This window comes from Streptomyces sp. NPDC000880 (assembly GCF_053599675.1).
Genome location: NZ_JBSFMS010000019.1, coordinates 60,595 through 78,506, shown reverse-complemented (window position 1 = coordinate 78,506; position 17,912 = coordinate 60,595). Strand labels below are relative to the sequence as shown.

15 protein-coding genes are annotated in these 17,912 nt (G+C 69.7%); 7 read left to right on the top strand and 8 right to left on the bottom strand.

The genetic code is table 11. The features are described from left to right. Nucleotides 1-42: 42 nt before the first annotated feature. Nucleotides 43-975, bottom strand: coding sequence for a D-alanyl-D-alanine carboxypeptidase family protein (locus ACWDO5_RS09490; RefSeq protein ID WP_450529748.1), 933 nt, complete (start codon nucleotides 973-975; stop codon nucleotides 43-45). Nucleotides 976-1,187: 212 nt separating this feature from the next. On the opposite strand from ACWDO5_RS09490, the gene ACWDO5_RS09485 reads away from it, so the two are divergent. Continuing rightward, nucleotides 1,188-1,829 (top strand): GntR family transcriptional regulator, encoded by a 642-nt coding sequence (locus ACWDO5_RS09485; protein WP_450529747.1) that lies wholly within the window; start codon nucleotides 1,188-1,190, stop codon nucleotides 1,827-1,829. After that, complete coding sequence (locus ACWDO5_RS09480; RefSeq protein WP_450529746.1) at nucleotides 1,826-3,124, top strand: MFS transporter; 1,299 nt, start codon at nucleotides 1,826-1,828, stop codon at nucleotides 3,122-3,124. Before ACWDO5_RS09485 ends, ACWDO5_RS09480 begins: the two co-directional genes overlap by 4 nt. Before the next feature lie 92 nt (nucleotides 3,125-3,216). Here ACWDO5_RS09480 and ACWDO5_RS09475 read toward each other — a convergent pair whose 3' ends face one another. Continuing rightward, entirely contained in the window at nucleotides 3,217-4,041 is an 825-nt protein-coding gene (locus ACWDO5_RS09475; RefSeq protein WP_450529745.1) for a maleylpyruvate isomerase family mycothiol-dependent enzyme, read from the bottom strand. A 163-nt stretch (nucleotides 4,042-4,204) separates the two neighbouring features. On the opposite strand from ACWDO5_RS09475, the gene ACWDO5_RS09470 reads away from it, so the two are divergent. After that, entirely contained in the window at nucleotides 4,205-5,044 is an 840-nt protein-coding gene (locus ACWDO5_RS09470; protein WP_450529744.1) for a carbon-nitrogen family hydrolase, read from the top strand. Here the strand turns inward: ACWDO5_RS09470 and ACWDO5_RS09465 are convergent, their stop codons facing one another. Next, nucleotides 5,045-5,539, bottom strand: coding sequence for an LURP-one-related/scramblase family protein (locus tag ACWDO5_RS09465; protein WP_450529743.1), 495 nt, complete (start codon nucleotides 5,537-5,539; stop codon nucleotides 5,045-5,047). A gap of 40 nt (nucleotides 5,540-5,579) precedes the next feature. Between ACWDO5_RS09465 and ACWDO5_RS09460 the strand changes: the two genes are divergently transcribed. Further along, nucleotides 5,580-7,352: an NHL domain-containing thioredoxin family protein gene (locus ACWDO5_RS09460; protein WP_450529742.1), complete on the top strand. Its 1,773-nt coding sequence runs from the start codon at nucleotides 5,580-5,582 to the stop codon at nucleotides 7,350-7,352. Between the two features lie 115 nt (nucleotides 7,353-7,467). On the opposite strand, the gene ACWDO5_RS09455 is transcribed toward ACWDO5_RS09460, so the two are convergent. Together ACWDO5_RS09455 and ACWDO5_RS09450 are read right to left on the bottom strand one after the other, a co-directional pair. After that, nucleotides 7,468-8,811 carry a M18 family aminopeptidase gene (locus tag ACWDO5_RS09455; protein ID WP_450529741.1) on the bottom strand — a complete coding sequence of 448 codons (1,344 nt, stop codon included), beginning with the start codon at nucleotides 8,809-8,811 and terminating at the stop codon, nucleotides 7,468-7,470. 97 nt (nucleotides 8,812-8,908) lie between these two features. Further along, nucleotides 8,909-10,735 carry an acyl-CoA dehydrogenase gene (locus ACWDO5_RS09450; protein ID WP_450529740.1) on the bottom strand — a complete coding sequence of 609 codons (1,827 nt, stop codon included), beginning with the start codon at nucleotides 10,733-10,735 and terminating at the stop codon, nucleotides 8,909-8,911. A 289-nt stretch (nucleotides 10,736-11,024) separates the two neighbouring features. On the opposite strand from ACWDO5_RS09450, the gene ACWDO5_RS09445 reads away from it, so the two are divergent. After that, nucleotides 11,025-11,477 (top strand): SseB family protein, encoded by a 453-nt coding sequence (locus tag ACWDO5_RS09445; RefSeq protein WP_307662241.1) that lies wholly within the window; start codon nucleotides 11,025-11,027, stop codon nucleotides 11,475-11,477. 122 nt (nucleotides 11,478-11,599) lie between these two features. Continuing rightward, entirely contained in the window at nucleotides 11,600-12,556 is a 957-nt protein-coding gene (locus ACWDO5_RS09440; RefSeq protein WP_450529739.1) for a pirin family protein, read from the top strand. A gap of 92 nt (nucleotides 12,557-12,648) precedes the next feature. Here the strand turns inward: ACWDO5_RS09440 and ACWDO5_RS09435 are convergent, their stop codons facing one another. Further along, nucleotides 12,649-13,650: an MASE1 domain-containing protein gene (locus ACWDO5_RS09435; protein ID WP_450529752.1), complete on the bottom strand. Its 1,002-nt coding sequence runs from the start codon at nucleotides 13,648-13,650 to the stop codon at nucleotides 12,649-12,651. A gap of 83 nt (nucleotides 13,651-13,733) precedes the next feature. Continuing rightward, a complete protein-coding gene (locus ACWDO5_RS09430) occupies nucleotides 13,734-14,564 on the bottom strand; it encodes a PP2C family protein-serine/threonine phosphatase (protein ID WP_450529738.1) in 831 nt (276 codons plus the stop codon). A 198-nt stretch (nucleotides 14,565-14,762) separates the two neighbouring features. Between ACWDO5_RS09430 and ACWDO5_RS09425 the strand changes: the two genes are divergently transcribed. Continuing rightward, the gene (locus ACWDO5_RS09425) at nucleotides 14,763-15,827 is read left to right on the top strand and encodes an AI-2E family transporter (RefSeq protein WP_450529737.1); all 1,065 of its coding nucleotides are present in this window, start codon (nucleotides 14,763-14,765) and stop codon (nucleotides 15,825-15,827) included. On the opposite strand, the gene ACWDO5_RS09420 is transcribed toward ACWDO5_RS09425, so the two are convergent. Continuing rightward, nucleotides 15,782-17,899 carry an ATP-binding SpoIIE family protein phosphatase gene (locus tag ACWDO5_RS09420; protein ID WP_450529736.1) on the bottom strand — a complete coding sequence of 706 codons (2,118 nt, stop codon included), beginning with the start codon at nucleotides 17,897-17,899 and terminating at the stop codon, nucleotides 15,782-15,784. The genes ACWDO5_RS09425 and ACWDO5_RS09420 overlap by 46 nt on opposite strands. Nucleotides 17,900-17,912 lie beyond the last annotated feature (13 nt).

Sequence of the window (17,912 nt, the reverse complement as noted above, 5' to 3'; positions counted from 1 at the left end):
GGAACGGGGCGGCTGTCGTTACGGCGCTTACGGCGCGGCTGATCAGTCGCGCTCGGAGCCCTGCGGCAGGCTCCGCAGCTGCATCGTCTGCGCGGTGCTCGAACCGAATCCGTAGTCGAGCAGCTTCGCGGCGTCCTTGTAGCGGTCGGCGCCGCTCAGGGTGACCCCGGCGAAGGTCTTGTCGCCGCGCGTGGCGGCGAAGACCAGGCAGGGGCCCGCGGCCGTGCCGGTGCCCGTCTTGATGCCGATCGCTCCCTTGTAGGAGCCGAGCAGCTGGTTGGTGTTGTACCAGGTGTACGTGCGCTTGCCGCCCGTGCTGGTCGTCGCGGAGGTCACATACTTCGGCGCGGCGACGACGGCACGGAAGTTGGCGTTCTTCATCGCGTAGCTTGCGATCTTCGCGAGGTCGCGCGGCGTCGTGTAGTTGTTGCCGGTCTTCGAAATGCCGTCGAAAGAGTCGAACTTGGTGTTCTTCAGGCCGAGGGAGGTGGCCGTCTGGTTCATCTTGGCGATGAACGACTGCGTGCGTGCGGCCGGGGTGGTGCCCTTGCCGAGGAGGTCGGCGAGGGCGTACGCGGCGTCGCAGCCGGAAGGCAGCATCGTGCCGTACAGCAGCTGACGGACGGTCACCTTGTCGCCGGTCTTCAGGTCCGCGGTGCTGGCGCCCTGCTTGACCACGTAGTCGCGGTACGACTGCTTGATGGTGACCACGTGGTTCAGGTTGATGCCCTTGGTGTTCACCACCACCGCGGCGGTCATGATCTTCGTCGTGCTGGCCATCTGCCGGCGGGTGTCCGGGGTCTTGGTGTAGACGGCGGTGCCGGTCGCGTCGTTGAGCAGGATCGCGCCCTTGCTGGCGATCGGCGGCACGGGCACCGCGTGAGCGGGCGCGGCCAGGGGCGAGACGGTCAGCAGCGCGCCGGTGGTGAGGATGACCGCGGCGGCTTTGCGTACGCCCGGAAGGCTGGTTCTCAAGAATCGCTCCGAGTTCGCGAATGCATCGAAAAGGGTTGAAGGGGGACCTGCGTGGAAGCAGGGTCCCAACAGCGAGACCCTTGAGCGCGCTCGAGGGTCCCCACATGAGACCCTTGAGTGCGCTCAAAGGATGTACGCGACGCCCCATCAGTTCTGTCCTGCATCGTGGACGCGGCTGCCTGATGCACCTGTGTTGTATCTATGCTGTGCGCATGCCAGCCGCCGCCCCTGCCGCCGAACGCGTCTACGCCCACATCAAGCAAGCCGTCCTCGACCGCCGCTACGAAGGCGGCACCCTCCTCACCGAGGGTGAACTGGCCGACGCCGTCGGCGTATCGCGCACCCCCGTCCGAGAGGCGCTCCTCAAGCTCGAGGTCGAAGGGCTGATCAAGCTCTATCCGAAGAAGGGCGCCCTTGTCCTTGCTGTCTCCGCGCAGGAGATCGCCGATGTGGTGGAGACCCGGCTGCTGGTCGAGGAGCACGCCGCCCGTAAGGCCGTACCGGCGTCGCCGCAGCTCCTCGCCCGGCTCGAAGAGCTCCTCGGGCAGCAGAAGCGGCACGGCGAGGCGGGCGACCTGGCGGCCGTCGCCGTCACCGACCGCTGCTTCCACGCCGAGATCGTGCGCAGCGGCGGCAATGAGATCCTCTCCCGCCTCTACGATCAACTCCGCGACCGGCAGCTGAGGATGGGCGTGGCCGTGATGCACTCCCACCCCGACCGGATCGCCAAGAGCGTCGCCGAGCACAGCGAGATCCTCGAAGCCCTGCGCGCCAAAGACCCGGACGCGGCGGCCGCTCTCGTACACCGGCACATCGGCTGGTTCAGCAACCTGGCGCGGGGCGAGGTCCGATGAGCGCCGCCGTCGCACTGCCGGGCGATCCACCCGGTGGACGGCGCGCCGCCGCGGTCTGGGGCATCGGCGCCGCCGTCTACTTTGTCGCCGTCATCTTCCGTACGTCGCTCGGGGTCGCCGGCCTCGACGCCGCCGACCGCTTCGGCGTCAACGCCTCCGCCCTGTCCGCCTTCTCCATACTCCAGCTGCTGGTGTACGCGGGGATGCAGATACCCGTCGGCCTGATGGTCGACCGGCTCGGCACCAAGAAGGTGCTGACCCTCGGCGTGGTGCTGTTCACCGTCGGACAGCTGGGCTTTGCGCTCTCCCCCTCGTACGGCATGGCCCTCGCCTCGCGCGCGCTGCTCGGCTGCGGCGACGCGATGACCTTCATCGCCGTGCTGCGGCTCGGCTCGCGCTGGTTCCCGGCCCGGCGCGGGCCGCTCATCGCGCAGGTCGCCTCGCTCTTCGGGGTGGCGGGCAATCTCGTCTCGACCATCTTCATCTCGCGGCTGCTGCACGGCGTCGGCTGGACCGCCACCTTCGCGGGCAGCGCGGCGGCCGGACTGGTCGTACTCGTACTGCTGTCGCTCTTCTTGAAGGACCACCCCGAGGGCCACGAGCCCCCGCCCGTCCAGCACGCCGAATCAGCCTTCCTACGCAAGCAGATCGCCCAGTCCTGGCGGGAGCCCGGCACCCGGCTCGGCATGTGGGTGCACTTCACCACCCAGTTCCCCGCCATGGTGTTCCTGCTGCTGTGGGGGATGCCCTTCCTGGTCGAGGCACAGGGCCTGTCCCGGGGCACCGCGGGCGGGCTGCTGACGCTGGTGGTGCTCTCCAACATGGTGGTGGGGCTGGTGTACGGGCAGCTCATCGCCCGCCACCACGCGGCCCGGATTCCGCTTACCCTCGGCACGGTCGGAGCGACCGCGCTCCTGTGGGCCACCGTCGTTGCCTACCCCGGGGACCAGGCTCCGATGTGGCTGCTGATCACCCTGTGCACGGTGCTCGGGGCATGCGGTCCCGCGTCGATGATCGGCTTCGACTTCGCCCGCCCGGCCAATCCCCCGGAGCGGCAGGGGACGGCGTCGGGAATCGTCAACATGGGTGGTTTCGTGGCCTCGATGACGACACTGCTGGCGGTCGGGGTGCTGCTGGACGCGACCGGGGACAACTACCGGATCGCGTTCTCGTCGGTTTTCGTGCTGGAGGCGCTGGGCATCGCGCAGATCCTGCGGCTGCGGGCGCGCACGGTGCGGCGGGAGCGGGAACGGCTGGTGGCGAGCCGCGTGGAGGCCGTGCACGTACCGGCGTGAGCGGGCCGATCCGAGCGGCCCCCGCCGGGCGGCCCGGTCCGAGCGACCACCGTCGAACGGCGGCGCGCCCGGCCGCGCCCACGGCGTGACCGCTACGGCGTGACCGCGAACTCCCGCAGGATCGCCGCCGCCAGATCGGCGTCCCCGTCCACCTTCACCCGGTCCTGCACCGCCGCCGCCCGCACCCGGCCACACGCCAGCCGCAGGAACGTCTCCCAGTCCATGGCGAGGGTCGCGATCGGCCCGAGCGAGGGCGCGCCGTCGATCGTGCCAAGGCCGTCCGCGTCCACCCGGACCGTACGCAGGAACTCCACCGGGCCGTGCACATCGAGGACGACCGCCGAATTCGCGGGTGCGCCCGCGTCCTTGGCGACGACCTTCGGCAGGGCTTGGAGCAGACAGTCCCGGGTGATGTACGCGCCGGGGGAGTCGAGGTTGCCGGGCTTGCCGAGCGCCGTACGCAGGTCCTGCTCGTGCGCCCAGGTGTCGAACGCGCGCATGCGCATGGCCAGTTCCAGGGTCTGCTCGGCGCCGAGCGGGGCGCGGACCATGGCGTCGGGGGCGCGGTTCTCGTTGCGCAGCTGACGGGCCCGGCGGATGATCGTGTACTCCAGCTCGGAGGTCATCTCCGGCGCCGTGTGGTGCCGGCGCACATCGACCTGCATCTCCATATAACGGGCGAACTCGCTCTGCACATGGTAGAGATCGCGCGGCAGGGTGTGGATGGGCCGGGGATCACCGAGCATCTCGCACTCCATGCCGATGACGTGCGAGACGAGGTCACGCACGGACCAGCCGGGGCACGGCGTTGGCCGATTCCACTCGCCCTCGACGAGCGGCTGCACCAGCTCGGCTATCGATTCGATGGAGTGGGTCCAGGCGTCGGCGTAGGTCTGGAGGCTGGGATGGACGGTCACGGGACCCCTCGGCGGTTCTGCGGTACGCGGGCTGGGCTGCTGACTGCTGGGCTGCGTGGGAGGCTCGGCAGTTAAGTTACGCTGCCGGGCGGCACCCCGGCAGTGCTTTCGTGTGACGATCGTAGGCCCGTGTTGAAGGCTCGAACGCCAGGAGGGTGGTAGTGTGCGCGCCTCACTCATCCAGATCGCAGTAGACCCGGACGAATCGGTCAATTCGCGAAGGCGGCGAGTTGCCGCGCTCGTACGGGAACAGCACGGCGCCGACCTCGTGGTCCTGCCAGAGCTGTGGCCCGTCGGAGCTTTCGCCTACCAGTCCTTCGCCGACGAGGCCGAGTCACTGACCGGACCTACGTACGACGTGATGGCGAAGGCCGCGAGCGACGCGGGCGTCTGGCTGCACGCGGGCTCCATCGTCGAGAAGGCTGTATCCGGCAGCGGCTCCGCCGCCGGCCCGGGCACCCTCTACAACACCTCCCTCGTCTTCTCCCCCGCCGGTGAACTGGTCAGCACCTACCGGAAGATCCACCGCTTCGGCTTCGACAAGGGCGAGGCGGTGATGATGGGCGCGGGTGACGAGCTGGTCACCCTCCCGCTGCCCGCGACCGGGCCCGCGACCGGACTCACCCTCGGCCTCGCCACCTGCTACGACCTGCGCTTCCCTGAGCTGTTCCGCGGCCTGGTGGACGCGGGCGCGCAGGCGTTCGTCGTCCCGGCCGGCTGGCCCGCCCGCCGCCGCGGACACTGGACACTGCTGGCCCGCGCCCGCGCCGTGGAGAACCAGGCGTACGTCCTGGCCTGCGGCACCGCCGGCACCCACGCCGGGGTCGAGCAGGCCGGCCACAGCATCGTGGTCGACCCCTGGGGCGAGGTGCTCGCCGAGGCGGGCCCGGACGAAGAGGTCCTTACCGTCGAGCTCGACCCGGCGAAGGTGGCGACGACGCGGGAGCAGTTCCCGGCCCTCAAGGACCGCCGCCTGGGCTTGGCGAACCCGCGCCGTGACTAGTCAATCGCCGTCGCGTTCCTTCTCCGCCAGCCGGATCACGCAGACCGCGACCGCGATCATGAGCGCCGCGTCCGCGTCCTCCCGTACGACATTCACGGCGTACGCCTCCCGCACCCGGAACCACTTCCGGGAGATGTGCGCCAGCGGCTCGCCGTCGTAATCGACCCTGAACTCCCGGTCCAGGATCCGGCCGCTGACATCGAGTTCCGTACCCTCGACGAGTGACACGCGGTAGTGATTGCGCAGCAGCGAGAGCCGCTTCTTGCGGATCGTGGCGAGCGGCGCGTCGCCCCGCTCGATGGTCATCGCGTCCCGCAGGCTGAACATCTTCTTGCGCAGCGTGATGAGGACAAGCCCGGTCGGATCCTTGAGCTCCAGGGTGTCGCGCAGCCGTAGCGCCTTTCCGTCGACGAGGAAGGCGTGCCGCCCGCGCTCGTCCTCGATCCAGTAGTCGTCGCCGATCGCGAACACTTTGTCGCGCACCAGATACTTCATGGCGGAATGCGTACCCGGATCGGTGCGGTTGGATGGCGGTATGGCAACACGTGCACGCGTTCGGGCCCCCGAGCTGATCGGCAAGGGCGGCTGGCTCAACACAGGCGACCACCGGTACACCCTCGCTGACTTGCGAGGACGCATCGTCATCCTCGACTTCTGGACATTTTGCTGTGTGAACTGTCTGCATGTTCTGGACGAGCTGCGCGAGCTCGAGGAGAAGCACCGCGACACCGTGGTGATCATCGGGGTCCACTCGCCGAAGTTCGTGCACGAGGCCGAGCACCAGGCCGTCGTCGACGCCGTCGAGCGCTACCAGGTGCACCACCCCGTGCTCGACGACCCCGAGCTCGCCACCTGGAAGCAGTACGCCGTACGGGCCTGGCCCACCCTGGTCGTTATCGACCCTGAGGGATACGTCGTCGCCCAGCACGCGGGCGAGGGGCATGCGCACGCCATCGAGAAGCTCGTCGATGAGCTGGAGGCCGAGCACGCCGCGAAGGGCACGCTGCGGCGCGGCGACGGTCCCTACGTCGCGCCCGAGCCCGTCGCCACCGACCTGCGCTTCCCCGGCAAGACCGTGCTGCTGCCGTCCGGGAACTTCCTGGTCTCCGACTCGACCCGGAACCAGCTCGTCGAGCTTGCGCCGGACTGTGAGAGCGTCGTACGGCGTATCGGCGACGGCGAGCTCAACGAGCCGCAGGGACTCGCGCCGCTGCCCGACGGCAGGATCGCGGTCGCCGACACCGTGAACCACTCCATCCGTGCGTACGACCCCGCCAGCGGCGCCATCGAGACGCTCGCCGGCACCGGCAAGCAGTGGTGGCAGGGATCGCCGACCAGCGGCCCGGCCCTCGACGTGTCCCTCTCCTCGCCGTGGGACGTCGCCTGGTGGGGCGAGCGGCTGTGGATCGCGATGGCGGGCGTCCACCAGCTGTGGACGTACGACCCGGCGACCGGGACGGTCGAGGTCGCGGCCGGGACCACCAACGAAGGGCTGGTCGACGGTCCCGCGGCCGAGGCGTGGTTCGCCCAGCCGTCCGGGCTCGCGGCCACCGAGGACCGGCTGTGGATCGCCGATTCCGAGACCTCCGCGGTGCGCTGGATCGACCGTGATCTTCTCGTGCACACGGCCGTCGGTACCGGGCTCTTCGATTTTGGGCACCGCGACGGTGCGGCCGGACAGGCCCTGCTCCAGCACCCGCTGGGCGTCACCGCGCTGCCCGACGGATCGGTGGCCATCAGCGACACGTACAACCACGCACTGCGCCGTTACGATCCGGCAGCCGGCCAGGTCACCACGCTGGCCACCGATCTGCGCGAACCCTCCGGCGCCGTCCTCGTCGGCGACGACATCGTGGTCGTCGAGTCGGCCAGGCACCGGCTGACCCGGCTGCGGCTGCCGGAGGAGGCGGTACGGGTCGAGTCCGTCGCCCACCGTACGCAGCGCGCCGCCACCGAAGTCGCCGCGGGGAAGCTTCAGCTGGACGTGGTCTTCCAGGCCCCGGCGGGCCAGAAGCTGGACACGCGGTACGGGCCCTCCACCCGACTGCTCGTTTCCTCGACCCCGCCGGAGCTGCTGATCGGCGGGGAGGGCGCGGGGACCGACCTCTCGCGCGAGCTGGAGATCGACCCGGCGGTCGCCGAGGGCGTGCTGCATGTCTCGGCGATGGCGGCGTCCTGCGACGACGACCCGGAGAACGAGTACCCGGCCTGTCACGTCCACCAGCAGGACTGGGGGGTTCCGGTCCGCGTGAGCGCGGACGGGGCCTCGCGGCTGCCGCTCGTACTGGCCGGGATGGATCAGGGGTAGCAAGCGGCGGCTAGTGCCCGCCTCGTACGCGACGACCGAGCAGAACCATGGTCATCAGCGTGCCGTGCGCCCGCTTTCCGAGAGGTTTCGCAACAGGCCGCCCCGCGAAGGGACTTCAGCCCTCCAGGAACGCGGTGAGCGCGTTCGCCAGCAGATGCGGGTCGTCCACGCCGCACAGTTCACGCGCGCTGTGCATCGACAGGATCGCGACGCCGATGTCCACGGTCTGGATGCCGTGCCGGGCGGCGGTGATCGGGCCGATGGTCGTGCCGCACGGCATCGCGTTGTTCGACACGAACGTCTGCCACGGCACCCCCGCCTTCTCGCAGGCCGCGGCGAACACCGCGCGTCCGCTGCCGTCGGTGGCGTACCGCTGGTTCACATTGACCTTGAGGATCGGGCCGCCGTTCACTCGCGGATGGTGCGTCGGGTCGTGCCGCTCCCCGTAGTTGGGGTGCACGGCGTGCCCGGTGTCGGAGGACAGACAGACCGTTCCGGCGAACGCGCGCGCCCGGTCCTCATAGCTGCCGCCGCGCGCGAAAACCGAACGCTCCAGCACCGAGCCGAGCAGCGGACCGTCCGCGCCGGTGTCCGACTGCGAGCCGTTCTCCTCGTGGTCGAAGGCGGCGAGCACCGGGATGTACGGAAGATCCTGGCCGGCCACGGCCGCGAGGGCCGCCGTCCCGGCGTGCACGGACAGCAGATTGTCCATCCGCGGCCCGGCCACCAGCTCCCTGTCCCTGCCCAGATGGGTGGGCGGCTCGATGGAGTGCACCATCAGGTCCCAGCCGGTGACCTCGCCCTCCGCGATCCCCGCCTCCTGCTCCAGGAAGCGGATCAGATCGCCCTCCGCGACATCGCCGAGACCCCAGATCGGCTGCATGTGCTTCTGCCGGTCCAGCTTCAGGCCGTCGTTGGCCTGCCGGTCGAGGTGGATCGCGAGCTGCGGCACGCGCAGCAGCGCCCGGTCCACATTCACCAGCCGGTGCGAACCGTCCCGCAGGCTGAGCCGCCCGGCCAGCCCGAGATCACGGTCGAGCCAGGTGTTGAGCAGCGTCCCGCCGTACACCTCGACGGCGATCTGCCGCCAGCCGTACGAACCGGTGTCCGGCATCGGCTTGACCCGCAGATTGGGCGAGTCGGTATGCGCGCCGACGATCCGGAAGGGGGTGTGGGCGCGGGCGCCCTCGGGCACGTACCAGGCGATGATCGCCCCGCCGCGCAGCACATACTTGCCGCCGCTTGTCCCGTCCCAGACATCGGTCTCCAGCACCCGCCTGAAGCCGGCTTTCTCCAGCCGCTCGGCGACGGCGGCCACGGCGTGGTACGGAGAGGGCCCGGCCGCCAGGAAGGACATCAGGTCGTCGGTGTGTCCGCGATCGAAAGGCGAAGATGTGCGCGTAGCGCTCGCTGGAGGGGTGGTGGCGGGCGACGGGTGGGAGGGTGCGCTGCTGCTCATGAGGTCACCTTAACGAGGGGCGTGCGCAGGGGGCGTACCGATGGATGCGGCCCGCCCCCGGGGAGGGGCGGGCCGCATCACAGATGGTCCGGGGCGATTAGAAGGCCGCCTCGTCCAGGTCCATCAGCGAGCTGTCCACGGTCTCGGCGAGCGCGCGCTCGGCCGAGACGCCCGGCAGGATGTTGGCGGCGAAGAACTTCGCGGCCGCGATCTTGCCCTGGTAGAACGGCACATCCTTGGCGGAGGCGGTCTCGAGCTTCTCCGCCGCGACCGCCGCGCCGCGCAGCAGCAGGTAGCCGACGACCACATCGCCCGAGGCCAGCAGCAGGCGGGTGGTGTTGAGGCCCACCTTGTAGATGTTCTTGACGTCCTCGCCGGTGGCTATGAGGTCGTTCGTCATCGTGCCGACGATCGCCTCCAGGTCGACCGCGGCCTTGGCGAGCGCGTCGCGGGCCGGGGCCAATTCCTCGCCGCCGGTGCCGACCGCCAGGAACTTCTTGATCTCCTCGGAGAGGGTGTTCAGCGCCTGGCCCTGGTCGCGGACGATCTTCCGGAAGAAGTAGTCCTGGCCCTGGATGGCCGTGGTGCCCTCGTAAAGGGTGTCGATCTTGGCGTCCCGGATGTACTGCTCGACCGGGTACTCCTGCAGATAGCCGGAGCCGCCGAAAGTCTGCAGCGACTGGGCGAGCTGCTCGTAGGACTTCTCCGAGCCGTAGCCCTTCACGATCGGCAGCAGCAGGTCGTTCAGCGCGACGAGGCCCTTGGCGTCCTCGCCGGCGGCCTCCTTGACGGCGATTTCGTCCTGGACGGACGCGGTGTACAGCACGAGGGCGCGCATGCCCTCGGCGTACGCCTTCTGCGTCATCAGCGCGCGGCGCACGTCGGGGTGGTGGGTGATGGTGACCTTGGGCGCGGTCTTGTCCGCGAAGTTCACCAGGTCCTGGCCCTGGACGCGCTCCTTGGCGTACTCCAGCGCGTTGAGGTAGCCCGAGGACAGGGTCGCGATGGCCTTCGTGCCGACCATCATCCGGGCGAACTCGATGATCATGAACATCTGGCGGATGCCGTCGTGCTTGTCGCCGATCAGCCAGCCCTTGGCGGGGTGCTGGTCGCCGAAGGTCATCTCGCAGGTGTTGGAGGCCTTGAGGCCCATCTTGTGCTCGACGTTCGTGGCGTACACGCCGTTGCGCTCGCCCAACTCGCCGGTCTCCCAGTCGAAGTGGAACTTCGGCACGAGGAAGAGGGACAGACCCTTGGTGCCGGTGCCGTGGCCCTCGGGGCGGGCCAGCACGTAGTGAAGGATGTTCTCCGACATGTCGTGCTCACCGGAGGTGATGAAGCGCTTCACGCCCTCGATGTGCCACGAGCCGTCCTCCTGCTGCACGGCCTTGGTGCGGCCGGCGCCCACGTCCGAGCCGGCGTCCGGCTCGGTGAGGACCATGGTGGAGCCCCACTGCTTCTCGACGGCGATCTCGGCGACCTTCTTCTGTGCCTCGTTGCCCTCGGTGAAGAGGATGCCGGCGAAGGCCGGGCCGGAGGAGTACATCCAGATGGCCGGGTTCGAGCCGAGCAGCAGCTCCGCGTACGACCAGATCAGGGAGCGGGGCGAGGTCGTGCCGCCGATCTCCTCGGGCAGGCCGAGACGCCAGTACTCGGAGTCCATGAATGCCTGGTAGCTCTTCTTGAAGGACGCCGGGACGGGCGCGGTGTTGGTCTCAGGGTCGAAGACCGGGGGGTTGCGGTCGGCGTCCGCGAAGGATTCGGCGAGTTCGTTCTCGGCGAGGCGGGCGACCTCGTCGAGGATGCTCTTGGCGGTGTCGACGTCCATCTCCGCGAACGGGCCGGTGCCGTACAGCTTGTCGCGCCCGAGGACCTCGAAGAGGTTGAACTCGATGTCGCGGAGATTCGACTTGTAGTGCCCCATGGCGACGGCTCCGTAAGGATCGGGAGGCGGATTTCTCATCCACGTACCTGTAACTGACTACGATGATGCTACCCGTCAGTAATAAGATGCAACCCCTAATGGGTCACATGTGACGCGTCTCGCCGCAGTGGCGCTACTGAGCATGTACGGAGGTGCGAGTTCCTGTCCCGGGCCCGAAGAGGCTTGAGGGCGTTGGCTGTCGGTCCGGGTGTTGCTGTCGGCCCTGACTGAAGGGGAAGACGGAAGGTCCGGCACTCGCCGGGAGGTTCGCTTAAGTACCCTTGCGGGCATGTACGGCTACGACCAGACCCCGGGCGCTCAGCAGCAGCAGTACGTGCCGCAGCAGCCTTCCTACGGCGAGCAGCCGCTGTACCCCGAGCCGTCGCCACCCTCGCTCGCCGACGCGGTGCGGGCCTTCACCACGGGGTCACTGTCGGCCGAGGACTTCCAGCAGGTCTTCGCGACCTCGAAGGTCTACTGCCCGCGCGGCGACAACCCCGGCTTTCTGGCGCTGCACAACACCCAGCAGCCGGTCATCCCGATGTTCACCACGCTCAAGGAGCTGCGCAGGTACGCGGGCAAGGAGTCCAAGTACTTCGTGATCACCGGGGCCGAGGTGATCGACCTGCTGCCGACGGGCTACGGCTTCGTCCTCGACATGGAGGGCGATCACCGGATGGTCTTCGATGCGAAGGCAGTGGAGCAGATGGTCGACTTCGCGATGCGGCGTATGTACGGCTAGGCGCCGGCGGCTCGCAGTCCTGCGTGTAGGGGCGCCCGGGGGAATTCCTCCCGGGCGTCTCGCGTTCCCAGTGGCAAGAAGTTCATCCTTCAACTAAACTGGCCACACAAGGAGGTCCCGTCATGCCTGCAGTGACTGTCGAGAACCCGCTCACCCTGCCGCGCGTAACCGCGCCGGCCGGGGCTGTGCCGCGCCCCGTGCTCGCCGTGACCACGGCGCCGACCGGGTTCGAGGGGGAAGGCTTCCCGGTGCGACGTGCGTTCGCCGGGATCGACTACCAGTACCTCGACCCGTTCATCATGATGGATCAGATGGGTGAGGTGGAGTACGCGGCGGGTGAGCCGAAGGGAACGCCCTGGCATCCGCACCGCGGCTTCGAGACCGTCACGTATCTGATCGACGGAACGTTCATCCACCAGGACAGCAACGGCGGCGGCGGGACCATCCAGAACGGCGACACCCAGTGGATGACGGCGGGCTCCGGCCTGCTCCACATCGAGGCGCCGCCGGAGTCGCTGGTCATGTCCGGCGGGCTCTTCCACGGGCTCCAGCTGTGGGTGAACCTCCCGGCGAGCGACAAGATGATGGAGCCCAGGTACCAGGACATCCGCGGCGGCCAGGTCCAGCTGCTGACCTCGCCGGACGGCGGTGCGCTGCTGCGGGTCATCGCGGGTGAGCTGGACGGGCACGAGGGCCCGGGCATCACGCACACGCCGATCACGATGGTCCACGCGACTCTGCGGCCCGGTGCGGAGATCACGCTGCCGTGGCAGGAGGACTTCAACGGCCTCGCGTACGTCCTGGCGGGCCGCGGCGCGGTCGGCACGGACCGGCGGCCGGTCCGGACGGGCCAGACGGCGGTGTTCGGGGCGGGCGGATCGCTGACGGTCCGCGCGGACGAGTCCCAGGACTCGAACAGCCCGGACCTCGAGGTCGTGCTGCTGGGCGGGCGTCCGATCCGGGAGCCGATGGTGCACTACGGGCCGTTCGTGATGAACACCCGTGCCGAGCTGCAGCAGGCGGTGGAGGACTTCCAGGCGGGACGCCTCGGCACGATCCCCGCTGTGCACGGCATGTGAGTACGTGAGCGGATGGGGCGCATACTCCCAGGGGCGCGTCACCTGGGGGATGCGCCCCGCTCCGGCGCAGCGGCCCGGCCAGGCGCCGCGAATCAGCGGCCGCGGTCCCGCCCTTCGTCGTCTTTGGGCGGCGGCCATTGGTACGGCGTGTCCGGGCGTGGCTCCATCTGGGCCACCATCTCGGAGAGCTGCGCGAAGACCCGCTTGATCTCTTCGTGGGTCCGGTTCCGCTCGATGATGACCGCCGAGAGCAGCAGCGCCGTCAGCGCCGCGACGCCGTTGAATGCCTGGAGCGTGACCATGTTCGCGAAAAGGTCCTGATGGGCGAACGGGCCGACCCGGCGGGCGGCGGCAAGAATCGCCAGCGTCGAGACGCCCAGCGCGCACGGCGCGGCGCCGGCCAATTGGAAGCGCATCGCGGCCCAGATCAAGAACGGGAAGGCGAGGAAGAGCAGCGAAGAGTTGCTGGTGCCTGTCGCCAGATAGGTGACAGACAGGGTGCCGACCAAGAGCGCCGCCGCCTCCGCCCAACGGCGCAGAGGGGCCCGAGGCCAGTGGGCCTTGCGGATGACGAGCAGAAATGGTGCGACCACGAGCACGCCCATCGCGTCGCCCGTCCACCACACCGACCACGTCGGCCAGAAGTCGCTCGGCTGCAGCGCACCGGCGAGCACCAGCACACCGCTGCCCACGCTTGAGCTGATCAGCATCGCGCCCAGGGCGCCGAGGAAGATCAGCGCCAGCACGTCCCGCAGCCGGTCCAGTTCGTTGCGGAACCGTACACGTCGCAGCAGCAGGTAGGCGCAGACCGGGGCGAGCGTGTTCCCCGCGGTGATGCACAGTACGGCGGGGAGCGACGGCCCGATGGACACGTTGACCAGGAAGGCGCCGAGCGCGATTCCTGGCCAGATCCGCAGACCGAGGATGAGCAGGCCGGCCACGGCCACGCCGGTCGGTGGCCAGAGCGGCGTGACCTGGCCGCGCACCAGTTGCTGGAGGAGCCCCCACTTCGCGGCTCCGTAGTAGACGGCGGCGACAGCCAGCATCTGGAGAGCGGCAGAACCGTAGCGCCGGATCCCCTGGTTGCGCACGATGCCAGTCACCGGCCCAGCCTATGTACCGGAAAGGACAAGCGCCGTTCCGTGTGCGCTGTCCGGCCGCATGGCGACGTCGGCGGCTACGCGGCCGCCGGGATTCCGTCGTAGCGGGCGACGAGGACGGCGGCATCGTCGCTGTGACCAGTCAGATCGGCCACTTTGACAACTTCGGCGGCCAGGTCGTCCGGGTCGTCGCCGAATCCGGCGCAGACCAGCCGGGCCACCTCTGCCAGCCCCTCCTCTATCGGGTAGGACGGTCCTTCAACGACTCCGTCGGTGAGCAGGACGAGGCACCCCGGCTTCCGCAGCCGCAGGCGATTCACGGGATACCGCGCGCCGGACACGATGCCGAGGGGCGGGCCACCACTGGCAAGGGCTATTCCGGAGCGGCCGCCGGCGCTGGCCCAGACCATCGGGACGTGGCCTGCGCGGGAGTAGGCAAGATCGCCGCTGATGGGGTTGAAACGCAGCAGGCAGCAGGTCGCGAAGCGGTCACAACCCATCGAAAGCAGCAGGTCATTGGCGTGACTCAGCATCTCACCCGGATCGGTCGAGGGGCCGGCGAGGGCCCGCAGGCTGGTGCGGACCTGCCCCATGAAAGCGATGGCTTCCACGTCGTGGCCTTCTACGTCCCCGATCGCGATCGCGACCGACGCGTCCGCCATCAGGAAGGCGTCGTACCAGTCGCCGCCGACGTCCAGGCCGTCCTGTGAGGGCGTGTACCGGGCCGCGATCCGCAGGCCCGGCAGCTGCGGCAGCGCGGGCGGGAGCATGTGGCGCTGCAGGGCCATGGCCAGCTCGACCCGGGCCCGCTGGAACTTGATCCGGTCCAGGGCGTGGTCGACGAGATGTCCGAGGTTGCCCAGGACTTCCTGGGCACTGTCGGACGGTGGGGTCCGGCGTTCGCGCATGACCGCTCCGGGAGATTCTCTTTGTCCCTTATGTCACCTTAACCCTCGTCCTGCCTGCCCCCGCCTTGCTCGCCGGGCTTCCGTACGGGCGCGGGCGCGGCCAGGATGTCTGATGGGGTGTCACCCGCCTGGCCCCACGCGGGCGGGCCCGGCGTGGTGGGCGGGACGGGGCGGCGAGCGCTGTGGTCGGGTGGGGGTGTGCAGACCCTTCTTCCGGAGCCCGTGAGGCGGCTTGCCGCCTGGTGCGTGGTCGCGCTGCTGGTCGCCGGGGTGGCCGCGGTCGCCGTGTGGCTGGTCGTGACGCTCAAGACCGCCGTCACGCCTGTGCTGCTCGCGCTGCTCGGGACCGCCCTGCTTGGGCCCCTGCACCGGTGGCTGATCAAGATGAGTATGAATCGCTCGCTCGCCGCCGCGCTGACCTGTGCCGCCGTCGTCGCCGTCGTCGGCGGAGCCATGTACATCATCGTCAGCGCGCTGATCGAGACCGGGGACCAGATCATCTCCTCGCTGCGGCGGGCCGCCGAGGATCTCGCCAAGACCTTCGGGGCCGCCGGGACCTCGCTCGACGACGTCGCCGCCAACTCGAAGCAACTGCTGGGGAAGTTCGGCGGGACCGCCGCGTCGGGGGTGATCAGTGGGCTGAGTGTGGTGGGCGAGTTGATCGCCACCGCCGTGCTGGCGCTGCTGCTCAGCTTTTTCTTCCTGCGGGACTCGGACAGGGCCGCGGGCGCTCTGCGGTCCCTCGTGCCCCGTACGAGCGGGGACGTCGTCGAGGCCATGGCGAGGCGGGCCTTCGAGGCCGTCGAGGGGTTCATGCGCGGGACGACGTTCATCGCGCTCATCGACGCCACGTGCATCACCGTCGGGCTGCTGATTCTGCGCGTCCCGGGCGCCATCGGGCTCGGCGCGCTCGTCTTCGTCGGAGCGTACATCCCCTATCTCGGGGCCTTCATCTCCGGCGCCGTCGCCGTGCTTGTCGCGCTCGCCGACCGCGGGTTCGTGATCGCGCTGTGGGCGCTGGGTGTGGTCCTTGCCGTGCAGGTGCTGGAGGGGCATGTGCTCCAGCCCGTGATCCAGAGCCGTATGGTGCAGATGCACCCGGCGGTCGTGATGCTGGCGATCACCGCGGGTGCGTCCGTCGCCGGCATTCTCGGGATGCTCCTCGCCGTACCGCTCACCGCCGCCGCCTTCGGCGTGATCAGCGAGCTCAGGACGCATTACGCAGGCGAATCCGGGGCCGCCTCGGGGGCCGGCGACTCGTAGAGCTCGAACCAGATCGATTTGCCCTCACCCCGCGGGTCCACCCCCCACGCGTCCGCGAGCACCTCCATCAGCAGCAGGCCACGCCCCGACGACGCCATCTCGCCGGGCCGCCGCCTGTGCGGCAGCTCGTCGCCGGTGTCCGCGACCTCCACACGCAGCCGCCGTGCCGCCGCATCCCCGCAGTCCACCTCCGCCACCAGCAGCGCGTTCCCGTCGGTGTGGACCAGCACATTGGTGACCATCTCGGAGACCAACAGCACCGCGGAGTCGATCTGCTCCGCGTCCGTCCAGTCGTGCAGCAGCTCTCGCAACTGCTGCCGGGCGGCCGCGATCCGCCCGGGCTCCGCCTGGGCCACGTTCATCGCCGTGCGCCGCGGGACCTGAGGCGTCGGTGTGCCGTCCCGGGAGATCAACAGGACCGCGATGTCGTCCTCGCGCCGGTCGGCGAGCGGCCCGGTGGTGGAGTGCGAGGCGGGGCCGTGCACCGCCTGGACGAGGGCGTCGGCGAGCTCCTCCAGCGACTGGTCCGCGTGGTCCTCGAGGACCTTACGCAGCCGGGCCAACCCCGTGTCCAGATCGTGTCCGCCGGTCTCAAGGAGACCGTCCGTGCAGATCATCAGCGTCTCGCCGGGCTCCAGCACCAGTCGCGTCGTCGGATAGTCCGTGTCCGGGTCGATGCCCAGCGGCAGCCCGCCGTCGGTGGGGCGCACCAGCACCGTGCCGTCGGAGGTCCGCACCACCGGCTCCGGGTGGCCGGCCCGGGCGATCTCGATGCGGCCGGTGGGCGGGTCGACCTCCAGATAGAGGCAGGTCGCGAAGCGCGGGCTGGAGTGGTCGCCTTCCTCGTACGAATCCGCCCCGAAATAATCATGCAGCCCGTGCAGAAAGCGGGAGGCGCGGGAGAGCACCGCGTCGGGCCGGTGCCCCTCGGAGGCGTACGCGCGCAGGGCGATCCGCAGTTGGCCCATGAGTCCGGCGGCGCGCACATCGTGACCCTGGACGTCGCCGATGACGAGGGCGATACGTCCGGTCGGCATCGGGATCATGTCGTACCAGTCGCCGCCGACCTGGAGCCCGCCGCCCGTGGGGACATACCGCGCGGCTACCGACATCCCGGGGACCTCGGGCCCGAGCACCGGCATCATCGAGCGCTGCAGGCCGAGCGACAGCTCGCGCTCGGACTCGGCGACCTCGGCGCGGGCGAGCGCCTGCGCCAGCATCCTGGCGACCGTTGTCAGCACAGACCGTTCGTCGGGCGTGAAGGCGACCGGGTGTTTGAACGCGGCCATCCAGGCGCCCATCGTGCGCCCGGCGACGATCAGTGGGAGAAAGGCCCACGACTGCCGGCCGAAGGGCCGCGCCAGCGGCCAGCTGCTGGGGTAGCGGCGGCGGTACTCCTGCGGCGTCGGCAGATAGGAGGCCCGGCCGGTGCGCACCACCTTGGCGGCCGGATAGTCCGCGTCCAGCGGCATGTCGGTGAACGGGTGGTCGTCTCCCGGCCGGTGCCCGTGGTGCCCGACGATCGTGAGCCGCTCGCCCGACACCCCGAAGACGGCCAGGCCGTCCGGAGAGAAGCCCGGCATGGACAGGGACGCGGCGACCCGCAGCACCTCCGCGGTGGAGTGGGCCTCGGCCAGCGCCCGGCCCGCGTCCAGCAGGAACGCCTCGCGCGAGCGCCGCCAGTCGCCGGTGATCGAACTCTGCGCGGCGGTCATGCCGGGCTGCGGCTCGGCGACCTCCTGGACCATGCCGACCAGTTCGAAGTCGCGGCCGCGGATGACGGGCTTGGAGCGGCTGCGTACGGTACGGAGCACATGGCCCGCCTCGTCGACGATCCGCAGTCTGGCCTCGGCGAGGGTCCCCTCGGCGACAGCGAGACTGACGATGCCGTTGATTTCGTTCCAGTCGACCGGGTGGAAACGGGAGCGCACGGCGGACTCCGGGAAGACACCCGGTTCGCCCGGCATCCCGAGCAGCCGGGCGGCCTCGGCGTCGAGGTTCACCGTCCTGGACGCGTTGTCCCACCGCCACAGGCCGGTTGCGATCGCGGCCAGGACGTCCTCGGTGCGCATTGCCTCACTTTAT

Coding starts and splice junctions, on each gene's coding strand:
- ACWDO5_RS09455 (WP_450529741.1), bottom strand. CDS start 8,811: ATGAGCAGCAGCGCACCCTCCCACCCGTCGCCCGCCACCACCCCTCCA.
- ACWDO5_RS09420 (WP_450529736.1), bottom strand. CDS start 17,899: ATGCGCACCGAGGACGTCCTGGCCGCGATCGCAACCGGCCTGTGGCGG.
- ACWDO5_RS09430 (WP_450529738.1), bottom strand. CDS start 14,564: ATGCGCGAACGCCGGACCCCACCGTCCGACAGTGCCCAGGAAGTCCTG.
- ACWDO5_RS09460 (WP_450529742.1), top strand. CDS start 5,580: ATGGCAACACGTGCACGCGTTCGGGCCCCCGAGCTGATCGGCAAGGGC.
- ACWDO5_RS09450 (WP_450529740.1), bottom strand. CDS start 10,735: ATGGGGCACTACAAGTCGAATCTCCGCGACATCGAGTTCAACCTCTTC.
- ACWDO5_RS09440 (WP_450529739.1), top strand. CDS start 11,600: ATGCCTGCAGTGACTGTCGAGAACCCGCTCACCCTGCCGCGCGTAACC.
- ACWDO5_RS09485 (WP_450529747.1), top strand. CDS start 1,188: ATGCCAGCCGCCGCCCCTGCCGCCGAACGCGTCTACGCCCACATCAAG.
- ACWDO5_RS09480 (WP_450529746.1), top strand. CDS start 1,826: ATGAGCGCCGCCGTCGCACTGCCGGGCGATCCACCCGGTGGACGGCGC.
- ACWDO5_RS09465 (WP_450529743.1), bottom strand. CDS start 5,539: ATGAAGTATCTGGTGCGCGACAAAGTGTTCGCGATCGGCGACGACTAC.
- ACWDO5_RS09445 (WP_307662241.1), top strand. CDS start 11,025: ATGTACGGCTACGACCAGACCCCGGGCGCTCAGCAGCAGCAGTACGTG.